At 71.0% G+C, this 10,091-nt stretch carries 9 protein-coding genes; 7 read left to right on the forward strand and 2 right to left on the reverse strand.

What is annotated here, in order from left to right; all coding sequences use genetic code 11:
• The first annotated feature begins 60 nt into the window (after positions 1 to 60).
• Both pgfA and ABD844_RS07810 read left to right on the forward strand, forming a co-directional pair.
• A complete protein-coding gene (gene pgfA / locus ABD844_RS07805) occupies positions 61 to 984 on the forward strand; it encodes a cell envelope lipid trafficking protein PgfA (RefSeq protein WP_344874446.1) in 924 nt (307 codons plus the stop codon).
• A gap of 159 nt (positions 985 to 1,143) precedes the next feature.
• Complete coding sequence (locus tag ABD844_RS07810; protein ID WP_344874448.1) at positions 1,144 to 2,250, forward strand: NAD(P)H-dependent flavin oxidoreductase; 1,107 nt, start codon at positions 1,144 to 1,146, stop codon at positions 2,248 to 2,250.
• 32 nt (positions 2,251 to 2,282) lie between these two features.
• On the opposite strand, the gene ABD844_RS07815 is transcribed toward ABD844_RS07810, so the two are convergent.
• On the reverse strand, positions 2,283 to 3,092 hold the full coding sequence (locus tag ABD844_RS07815) for a crotonase/enoyl-CoA hydratase family protein (protein ID WP_344874450.1): 810 nt from the start codon (positions 3,090 to 3,092) through the stop codon (positions 2,283 to 2,285).
• Positions 3,093 to 3,208: 116 nt separating this feature from the next.
• On the opposite strand from ABD844_RS07815, the gene ABD844_RS07820 reads away from it, so the two are divergent.
• Genes ABD844_RS07820 through ABD844_RS07840 form a run of 5 tightly spaced genes read left to right on the forward strand, consistent with a single transcriptional unit; the run spans position 3,209 to position 9,398 of the window.
• Complete coding sequence (locus ABD844_RS07820; protein ID WP_344874452.1) at positions 3,209 to 4,756, forward strand: acyl-CoA synthetase; 1,548 nt, start codon at positions 3,209 to 3,211, stop codon at positions 4,754 to 4,756.
• Entirely contained in the window at positions 4,746 to 5,645 is a 900-nt protein-coding gene (locus ABD844_RS07825; protein WP_344874454.1) for a Zn-ribbon domain-containing OB-fold protein, read from the forward strand. The genes ABD844_RS07820 and ABD844_RS07825 overlap by 11 nt, the downstream gene beginning before the upstream one ends.
• Positions 5,642 to 6,661 (forward strand): thiolase domain-containing protein, encoded by a 1,020-nt coding sequence (locus ABD844_RS07830; RefSeq protein ID WP_344874456.1) that lies wholly within the window; start codon positions 5,642 to 5,644, stop codon positions 6,659 to 6,661. The genes ABD844_RS07825 and ABD844_RS07830 overlap by 4 nt, the downstream gene beginning before the upstream one ends.
• Before the next feature lie 2 nt (positions 6,662 to 6,663).
• On the forward strand, positions 6,664 to 7,812 hold the full coding sequence (locus ABD844_RS07835) for a thiolase domain-containing protein (protein ID WP_344874544.1): 1,149 nt from the start codon (positions 6,664 to 6,666) through the stop codon (positions 7,810 to 7,812).
• The gene (locus ABD844_RS07840) at positions 7,812 to 9,398 is read left to right on the forward strand and encodes an acyl-CoA synthetase (RefSeq protein ID WP_344874458.1); all 1,587 of its coding nucleotides are present in this window, start codon (positions 7,812 to 7,814) and stop codon (positions 9,396 to 9,398) included. Before ABD844_RS07835 ends, ABD844_RS07840 begins: the two co-directional genes overlap by 1 nt.
• A 15-nt stretch (positions 9,399 to 9,413) precedes the next feature.
• Here ABD844_RS07840 and ABD844_RS07845 read toward each other — a convergent pair whose 3' ends face one another.
• On the reverse strand, positions 9,414 to 10,076 hold the full coding sequence (locus ABD844_RS07845) for an alpha/beta fold hydrolase (protein ID WP_344874460.1): 663 nt from the start codon (positions 10,074 to 10,076) through the stop codon (positions 9,414 to 9,416).
• Positions 10,077 to 10,091 lie beyond the last annotated feature (15 nt).

A 10,091-nucleotide genomic window follows, 5' to 3' on the forward strand; every position in this document is an offset into this window, starting at 1 on the left:
ACTTTGTTGCTCGACGATCGGACCTGACGACAACATGTTCTACAAAATGCGGAGGCCTCGATGGGTCGTATCTCCACGCTCGTCCTCATCGGGTTCGGGGCATTCTTCATCGCGCTGGCGCCGCTGCTGAAATTCTGGGCGGCCGGTCAGATCATCTCCGCGCCGGCCGACCAGTTCGGCATCTCGCGGCTGGAGGCCAAGAGCGCCCAGTACTTCTCTTTGCAGGACCTCAAGGTGCTCACCGGCGACCTCGACATCATCGTCACCACGCGCGGCGACGTGAAGGAGGCCACCGCCGACCGGGTGGTCTGGGACGAGGCCACGGTCGTCAACGACGTGACCAACAGCCGCCCGCAGATCGACATCACCGAGCGGCGCAGCGCCTTCGACCGCTACACGGGGCTGGGCCTCAACTGCTGCGGCACCAGCGTCGAGAAGGCGCCGGTCACGCTGGAGGGGCAGATCTACAAGTTCCCGTTCGACGTGGAGAAGAAGACGTACAAGGTGTTCAACGCCACGGCGCAGAAGGCGTTCGACGCCGCCTTCGTCCGCGAGGACAACGTCAACGGCCTGCCCGTCTACGTCTTCGAGCAGAGCGTGCCCCCGACCAAGACCGAGACTCGCACCGCCCCCGCCAACGTGCTCGGCATCACCGACACCACCGGCGACGTGCAGGTGGACCGCTGGTACGACGGCAAGACGACGTTCTGGGTGGAGCCGGTGACCGGCTCGCCGGTCCGGCAGGAGGTGCAGCGCCACGAGGTGCTGAAGACCCAGGACGGCGTGGAGCGCTCGGCGGCCTTCATCGCCACCGCGAAGATGACCGAGCAGACCGTGAACGACCTGGTCAAGAACGCGCAGGAGGGCAAGAACACCATCAACCTGCTGCGTAGCGTCATCCCGCTGGTGCTGCTGGTCGTCGGCGTCGTGCTGGTCCTGGCCGGCGTGGTCGTGGGCCGCCGCCGCCCGGCCGGCGACGAGTAATCCGCGCGCATTTCCAGGGCCCGTGAGAACGGGCCCTTTTCGTTGACTGCGATTCCTGCTAGAACGAGTTATAAATCAAGGTTACTCACCGGTACCAGACCAAAGGTTCTAGTCTAGAACGCGTTGCAGTTAGCTGGTCAGCGGACGTATTGTCGGGCCATGCGGACCCGTGTCACGGACATGTTCGGAATCGAGCTCCCGATCTTCGCGTTCAGCCATTGCAGGGACGTGGTCGCCGCCGTCAGCCGGGCCGGGGGCATGGGGGTGCTCGGGGCGCTCTACTTCACGCCGGAAGAGCTGGAGACCGAGCTCGCGTGGATCGACGAGCACGTGGACGGCAGGCCTTACGGGGTGGACGTCGTCATGCCGGCCTCGTACGAAGGCGCGCACTTCGCCCCCGATGAGCTGGTCGGCCGCCTGCGGTCCATGATCCCGGACGGGCACCGGGCGTTCGTCGAGAACCTCCTGACCAGGCACGGGGTCCCGCCCCTGTCGGCCGACGCCGACGCGGGGAAGGTCCTGCTCGGCTGGACCGACGCCACCGCGCGCCCCCAGGTCGAGGTGGCCCTGCGTCACCCCATCGCGCTCCTGGCCAACGCGCTCGGCCCGCCGCCCGCCGACATCGTCGAGCTGGCGCACGCCCACGGAGTGAAGGTCGCCGCCCTCGCCTCGACCCCGCGCCACGCGCTCAAGCAGGTGGAGGTGGGCGTGGACGTGGTGGTCGCCCAGGGCACCGAGGCCGGCGGGCACACCGGCGAGATCTCCACCATGGTGCTCATCCCCCAGGTCGTGGACGCCGTGGACGTGCCCGTGCTGGCCGCGGGCGGCATCGGCAACGGCCGCCAGATGGCCGCGGGGCTCGCGCTCGGTGCCGAGGGCGTGTGGACCGGCTCCCTGTGGCTCACGGTCGAGGAGGCGGACACCCCGGAGCTGGCCAGGCGGCGCATCCTCGCGGCCACGTCCCGCGACACCGTGCGCTCGCGGAGCTGGACGGGCAAGCCCGCCCGGCTGCTCAGGAACGAGTGGACACAGGCGTGGGAGTCGGAGGAGTCGCCGGGGACGCTGCCGATGCCGCTGCAGTTCATGCTGGTGTCGGACGCCCTGCGCCGCATCGGCCGCTCGGACGCCGCCGAGCTGGCCACGTTCCCCGCGGGTCAGATCATCGGCGTGCTGAACCAGGTGCGCTCGGCGAAGGACGTGGTCTACGGCCTCGTGGAGGAGTACGCCGAGGCCATGGAGCGCCTCGGACGCCTCACCGCCGACTGAACAGGTGCCCGTCCCCGGGGCCGTGACGCCCGTCAGCGTCCCTGGAAGACGGCCGGACGCTTGTCGCGGAAGGCGCGGGCGCCCTCCTTGGCATCCTCCGAGCCGATCACCGGCCAGCCCAGCTCGTCCGACACCTTCAGCGCGTCCGCCTCCGCCAGGCCCAGCGTGTCCCGGTACGTCCGCAGGATCGCCCGCACCGCCAGCGGGCCGGCGGCGGCCACGTCGTCGGCCAGCTCGCGCGCCGCGGCCAGCGCCTGCCCGTCCGGCACCACGCGGTTGACCAGGCCCATCGACAGCGCCTCCGCCGCCGTGACCGCGCGGCCCGTGAGCAGCAGGTCCATGGCGTGGCAGTACGGGATCTGCCGGGGCAGCCGCACCGCGCTGCCGCCCATCGGGAACAGCGCCCGCCTGGCCTCGAACAGGCCCAGCGTGGCCGACTCCGCCACCACCCGCAGGTCCGTGCCGACCAGCAGCTCCGTGCCGCCCGCGACCGCGTAGCCCTCGACCGCGCAGATGACCGGCTTGGTGGGCAGGTCCTCCCGCAGCAAGCCCTTCCAGTGGAAGTTCGGGATCTGCGCGGCCCTGGCCTGCACCTCCGGGTCCGTGGACGGCGTGCCCATGGCCTTGAGGTCGGCCCCGGAGCAGAACGTGCCCTGCGCGCCCGTCAGGATCGCCACCCGGATCCCGGGCTCCGCCGACGCGTACGCCCACGCCGAAGCCAGGCCGACCAGCATGTCCGAGGACAGCGCGTTGCGGGCCTCCGGCCGGTCCATGGTGACGGTCAGGACGTGGCCGTCGCGTTCGATCCGGCAGTGCGGCGTGCTGATCGGCAGGAGCTCCACGGGTGCCTCCGAAGTCGCTAAATCAAGCGCTTGCTACGAACTTTGGCCCAGGATACGCTCCCACCAGCAAACGAGAACAGGTTCCTGTTTGGCACGCCCTGAGCTGAGGAGATCAGATGGGCACGCTCGGTTTCTGGAGGCTCGCGCAGGCGGATCCCGAGTGGATCGCGGCCGTGGATCCCGACGGCACGCGGCACCGCGCGGGCGACCTCCTGGCCCGCTCGAACCGTCTCGTCCACGGCCTGCGCGCGCTCGGCCTCCGGCCCGGCGACGGCATCAGCGGCCTGGTCCCGAACGGCGCCGACGGTCTCGTCCTCTACCTCGCCGCCCTACAGGCCGGCTGGTACTACACGCCGATCAACTGGCACCTCACCGGCCCCGAGATCGCCTACGTCGTCTCCGACAGCGAGGCCCAGGCGTTCTTCGTGCACCCCCGCTTCCTGACGGAGGGCGCCCGCGCGGCCGAGGCCATCGCGCCCGAGCGCCGCTTCCTGACCGGGGGAGAGTCGCAGGGGTTTCGGACCCTGAGCGAGCTGACGGACGGGCGCCAGGACACCGCCCCCGCCGACCGCACCGCCGGCGCCACCATGCACTACACCTCCGGCACCACCGGCAAGCCCAAAGGCGTCAGACGGCCGCTCAGCGGCCTGGACCCGGACGACTCCGCCGAGCTGATGACGTTCCTGCTCGGGTTGTTCGGCATCACCCAGGGCCGCCCGAACGCCCACCTGGTGACCGCCCCGAACTACCACACGGCCGTGACCCAGTTCGGCGGCACGGCCCTGCACATGGGCCACACCCTCGTCTACATGGACAAGTGGGACGCCGAGGAGATGCTCGCGCTCTGCGAGCGCCACCGGGTCACCAACTCCCACCTCGTCCCGACCCACTTCAAGCGGCTGCTCGCGCTCCCGGAACAGACCCGCGCCAGGTACGACCTCTCCTCGCTCACCTGGATGATCCACGCCGCCGCCCCCTGTCCCGTCCCGGTCAAGTGGGCGATGCTCGACTGGTGGGGCGACTGCGTGTACGAGTACTACGCGGCCACCGAGGGCGGCGGCACCCTGGCCACGCCCGAGGAGTGGAAGGCGCATCCCGGCACGGTCGGGCGGGCCTGGCCGATCAGCGAGCTGCTGATCACCGACGAGCAGGGCGAACCCGTCCCCACCGGCACCCCCGGGACGATCTACATGAAGATGATGGGCGCCTCGTTCGAGTACAAGGGCGACCCCGCCAAGACCGCCGCGAACCGCCTCAAGGACCACTTCACCGTCGGCGACATCGGCTACCTGGACGAGGACGGCTTCCTCTACCTCTGCGACCGCAAGGCCGACATGATCATCTCCGGCGGGGCGAACATCTACCCGGCCGAGATCGAGAACGAGCTGATGATCCACCCCAAGGTGGCCGACGTGGCCGTGTTCGGCATCCCGGACGAGGAGTGGGGCGAGCAGATCAAGGCCGTCGTCGAGCCCGCGCCCGGCGTCGAGCCGGGCCCCGAGCTGGCCGCCGAGCTGCTGGCCTCGCTGGAGGGCCGGCTGTCCAGGATGAAGTGGCCCAAGAGCATCGACTTCATCGCCGAGATGCCCCGCGAGCCCAACGGCAAGCTGCTCAAGCGCAGGCTCCGCGACCCGTACTGGGAGGGACACGACCGTGCCATCTGATCCGCTGGTCGCTCAGCACGTCCTGGAGTTCCCCGGCGGCTACACGCGTACGACGGGGCCGGTGATCGGCCGGTTCCTCAGCGAGCTGCGCGCCCGCCGCATCGTCGGGGTGCGCACGGCGGAGGGCCGGGTGCTCGTCCCGCCCCTGGAGTACGACCCCGCCACCGGCGAGCCCGTCACCGGCGAGTACGCCGAGGTCGGCCCGGCCGGCACGGTCACCACGTGGGCGTGGGTGGACGAGCCGCTCGACGCGCACCCCCTCGACCGCCCCTTCGCCTGGGCGCTGATCCGGCTCGACGGCGCGGACACGGCACTCGTGCACGCCCTGGACCCGGGAGACCCCAAGGCGCTCAAGGCGGGCATGCGCGTCTGGCCGGTCTGGCGCGACCGGCCCACCGGTCACATCACCGACATCTCCCACTTCGTCCCCGAGGTCACGAAGATCGTGTCCAACGTGCGCGCCGAGTACCGCCTCCAGGCGGGTGGCGCGCTGCGGGTCTTCCTGGCGGGCATCGAGCGCGGCGTCTTCCTCGGCGGCCGGTGCGAGCGCTGCCAGAAGGTGTACGTGCCCTACCGGCTCTCCTGCCCCGAATGCGGAGCGGCCATCCCGGAGACGCTCGAACTCCCCGACACCGGGACGATCACCACGTTCGCCATCAACAACCTGCCCGATCCCCGGGCCCCGCAGGTGCCGTTCGTGTCGGCGTACATCCTGCTCGACACCACCGACATCCCCCTCATCGCGCTCATCGGGGACGTTCCCGTCCACGCGGTGCGCCAGGGCATGCGGGTCAGGGCGGTCTGGGTCCCCGAGAGCGAGCGCACGGCGTCGATGGCGAACGTCCGCTGGTTCGCCCCCACCGGCGAGCCCGACGTGGAGCTGTCATGAGAGAGGTCGCCATCGTCGCGTTCGCCCAGACGCGGCACACCGCCCACGACACCGGCCTGACCGAGCCCGAGCTGATCGCGCCCGTGATCGACGAGGTCAAGGAGCGCACGGGGCTCACCCGCTTCGGCTTCACCTGCTCAGGGAGCTGCGACTACCTGGCCGGGGCCCCGTTCTCGTTCGTGTCGGCGCTCGACGCGCTGGCCGCCTGGCCGCCGATCTCGGAGAGCCACGTCGAGATGGACGGCGCCTGGGCCTTGTACGAGGCGTGGGTCCGCCTCCAGCACGGTGACGTGGACTCCGCCCTGGTCTACGGGTTCGGCAAGTCGTCGCTGGGCGACCTGCGGACGATCATGACCCTCCAGCTCGACCCGTACTACCTGGCGCCGCTGGGGCTCGACCAGCTCTCCTACGCCGCCCTCCAGGCCAACGCGGTGGGCGCCGACAGGAAGGAGCTGGACGAGATCGTCCGGCGGAGCCGGGCCGACGGGCGGAGCAACCCGTACGCGCTCGACCTGCCCGAGCCCGACGGCGAGGACTTCGCGGTGCGACCGCTCAAGCGGACCGACGTCCCGCCACTCACCGACGGGGCCGCCGCGATCGTGCTCGCCACCGGCGACCTGGCCAGGCGCCTGTGCGCGAACCCGGCCTACGTCACCGGCATCGCCCACCGCACAGAACCGCACTACCTGGGCATGCGTGACCTGGCCAGATCCGTCTCCGCGGCCGACGCCGCACGGGCCGCGGGCGTCGGCAAGGGCCCCGTGGAGGTGGCCGAGCTGCACGCCCAGTTCCCGCACGAGGAGATCCTCCTGCGCCGGGCCCTGGAGCTGGGCGGCGACACCCGGATCAACCCCTCCGGCGGCCCGCTGGCCGCCAACCCCGTCATGGCCACCGGCCTCATCCGCATCGGCGAGGCCGCGCGGCGCATCCACGACGGCGCCGCGAACCGTACGGTCGGGCACGCCGCGGGCGGCCCCTGCCTGCAGCAGAACCTCGTGACCGTCCTGGAGGGATGACGATGGGAAACCGGTGCGCGGTCATCGGCGTCGGCCAGACGCACTACACCACCAAGCGGAGCGACGTCTCCATCGCCGGGCTGGTGCGCGAGGCGGCGCTGCGGGCGCTGGCGGACGCCGGACTGACGTTCAAGGACATCGACGCCGTGGTCATCGGCAAGGCGCCCGACCTGTTCGAGGGCGTGATGATGCCGGAGGCGTACCTGGCGGACGCGCTCGGCGCGGCGGGCAAGCCCATGATGCGCGTGCACACGGCCGGCAGCGTGGGCGGCTCGACGGCGCTGGTCGGCGCGAGCCTCATCCAGGGCGGCGTGCACGAGCGCGTCCTCGTGGTGGCGTTCGAGAAGCAGTCGGAGTCCAACGCCACCTGGGCGCTCTCCACCCACCTGCCGTTCAGCTCGTCGCTGGTGGTGGGCGCGGGCGGCTACTTCGCGCCGCACATCCGCGAGTACATGCGCAGGTCCGGCGCGCCCGGCCACATCGGCACGCTGGTGGCGGTCAAGGACCGGCTGAACGCGCTGAAGAACCCGTACGCGCACCTCAAGATCCCCGGCATCGACCAGAAGATGGTCGAGTCCACGCCCATGCTCTGGGAGCCGATCCGCTACCTGGAGACCTGCCCCTCCAGCGACGGCGCCTGCGCGATCGTGCTGTCCTCGGAGTCGGCGGTCACCGGCACCCCCGCCTGGGTGCACGGGACGGCCATGCGCTCCGAGCCGATCTTCCGCGCGGCGCGCGACACGGTCAGCCCGCAGGCGGGCAAGGACTGCGCCGCCGACGTCTACCGCCAGGCCGGCATCGCCGACCCGCGACGGCAGATCGACGTGGCCGAGATCTACGTGCCCTTCTCCTGGTACGAGCCCATGTGGCTGGAGAACCTGGGGTTCGCCGCGGAGGGCGAGGGCTGGAAGCTCACCGAGTCGGGCGCCACCGCGCTCGACGGCGACATCCCGTGGAACGCCTCGGGCGGGGTGTTGTCCAGCAACCCGATCGGGGCGTCCGGGCTGATCAGGTTCGCCGAGGCCGCGATGCAGGTACGCGGGACGGCCGGCGAGCACCAGGTGGACGGCGCCCGTACGGCGCTCGGCCATGCCTACGGCGGGGGAGCCCAGTTCTTCGCGATGTGGATCGTCGGACGGGAGAGACCCTGATGGAGTTCAACCACGCTGACCTGTTCGAAGGGCTCGCGGACGCGATCGGGGACCGGACGGCCGTCGTCTGCGGCCAGGAGCGGCGCACCTACGCCGAGCTGGAGGCCGAGTCGAACCGGCTCGCCCACTACCTGCTCGACCTGGGCATCCGGCCGGGCCACCACGTCGGCCTGCACCTCTGCAACGGCATCGAGTACGTCGCCGGCCTGCTCGCCGCACTCAAGATCAGGGCCGTGCCCATCAACGTGAACTACCGCTACGTCGAGGCCGAGCTGCTCTACCTCTACCGCGACTCCGACCTGCGGGCGCTCGTCTACGACGTCGAGTTCGAGCCGCGGGTGGCCGCCGTGGCCGACGAGGCGCCGCGGCTGGAGCACCTCGTCGCGGTGGGCGGGCCGCCGTCGATCGGCTCCGCGGTGCCGTACGCGACCGCCCTGCGGCTCGGCAAGCCGGAACGGGGCTTCGCGCCGCGCTCCGGCCAGGACGTCTACATCATCTACACCGGCGGCACCACCGGCCTGCCCAAGGGCGCGATGTGGCACGTCGAGGACCTGTTCATGGGCTTCGGCGGCGGCAACCCGTACGGCGAGCCGCGCACCACCCCGCAGGAGGTCGTCGACGAGGCCGTCAAGGCCAACCCCATGGTGATGATGGCCGCGCCGCCGCTCATGCACGGGGCCGCGCAGATGGCCACGTTCATCGCCTGGTGGATGGGCTCGGCCATGGTGTACGTGCGCAAGTTCGACGCCGCGGAGGTGTGGCGGGCGGTCGAGCGGGAGCGCGTGTTCACCCTCAACATCACCGGCGACGCCATGGCCAGGCCGCTGGCCGAGGCCCTGGAGGGCGGCGGCTACGACGTCTCCTCGCTGTTCGTGGTCAGCTCGACCGGGGCGATCCTGTCCGGCGCGGTCCGCGACCGCCTCCAGGAACTCCTCCCCAACGTCATGATCCTGGACAGCTTCGGCTCCACCGAGTCCGGCTACACCGCCTCCGGCGTGGCCGGCTCCTCGCCCGAGAAGGGCCTGCGCTACCAGCCGAACACCATGGTCAGACTGGCCGTGCTGGATGAGCGGCACCGGCCCGTCGAGCCAGGCTCCGGGCAGCTCGGCACGGTCGCCAGGTCGGGACGGGTGGCGTTCGGCTACTACAACGACCCCGGCAAGACCGCCCGCACGTTCGTCACCGACGAGGACGGCACCCGCTGGCTGCTCACCGGCGACCTGGCCACGGTCGACACCGACGGCACCGTGAACATCTTCGGCCGCGGCTCCCAGTGCATCAACACCGGCGGGGAGAAGGTGTTCCCCGAGGAGGTCGAGGCCGTGCTCAAGGGGCATCGGGCGGTGTTCGACGCGGTCGTGACCGGGGTGCCCGACGAGCGCTGGGGGAGCAGGGTGGCCGCCGTCGTCGAGGCGCGGCCGGGCGTCGAGGTCACCGCCGCCGACCTGGACGCGCACTGCAGGAAGCTGCTGTCGGGGTACAAGGTGCCGCGCACGTACGCGTTCGTCCCGGAGATGGTGCGCTCACCGGCAGGCAAGGCCGACTACCGGTGGGCGCGCGAGATCGTCGAGAACGCCGAGCGCTGAAAGCGTGCGGTACGTTCACCCGGTGGGCGGGACCTGCGCCAAATAGGCGGCCAGCTCGCCCGGCCGCGACAACGGCACCATGTGGCCGCCGGGCAGCTCGTCCGGGGTGATGCCGAGCCGCTCCTGCACGTGCCGGCGGACGAACTCGGGAGTGAAGAGGCGGTCGTCGCGGCAGAGCAGGTATCTCGTCGGCACCTCCGGCCAGGCCGCCAGCGGCCACGGTTCGCCACTGGCGCGGTCCATGCTCATCTTCTCGGCGAGCGGGCCGTCGTGGGCCAGCACCCGGTCGGCCAGATCGCGCGGGACGTCGTTGAAGTAGAGCTCGTACTCGTCCTCGATGCCGGATGTCTGGTAGCCGCTGCGTTCCCACCACTCTTCCGGCGACTCGCCGGGACTCGGGATCATGGCGGTCACCAGGACGAGCGCGGCCGCCTCCACGCGCGCGCAGACGAGCGGGCCGACGAAACCACCCCAGGAGTGGGCCACCACCACGAGAGGCCGGCGCTCGCCGATCGCCTGGACGACGGTGTCGGCGTAGTCCCACAGCCCTGCCCGGGGGTCGGACATCGGCAGGTCCACCGCGACCGTGTCGTGCCCGCGGTCACGCAGTTCCGCTTCGAGCAGGTGCCAGTCGAAGGAGCTCCCGCCGCCGCCGTGAATGAGAGCGAAGGTTGTCATGACGGTTCTGACCGG

This window comes from Nonomuraea antimicrobica (assembly GCF_039536965.1).
Taxonomy (GTDB): Bacteria; Actinomycetota; Actinomycetes; order Streptosporangiales; family Streptosporangiaceae; genus Nonomuraea; species Nonomuraea antimicrobica.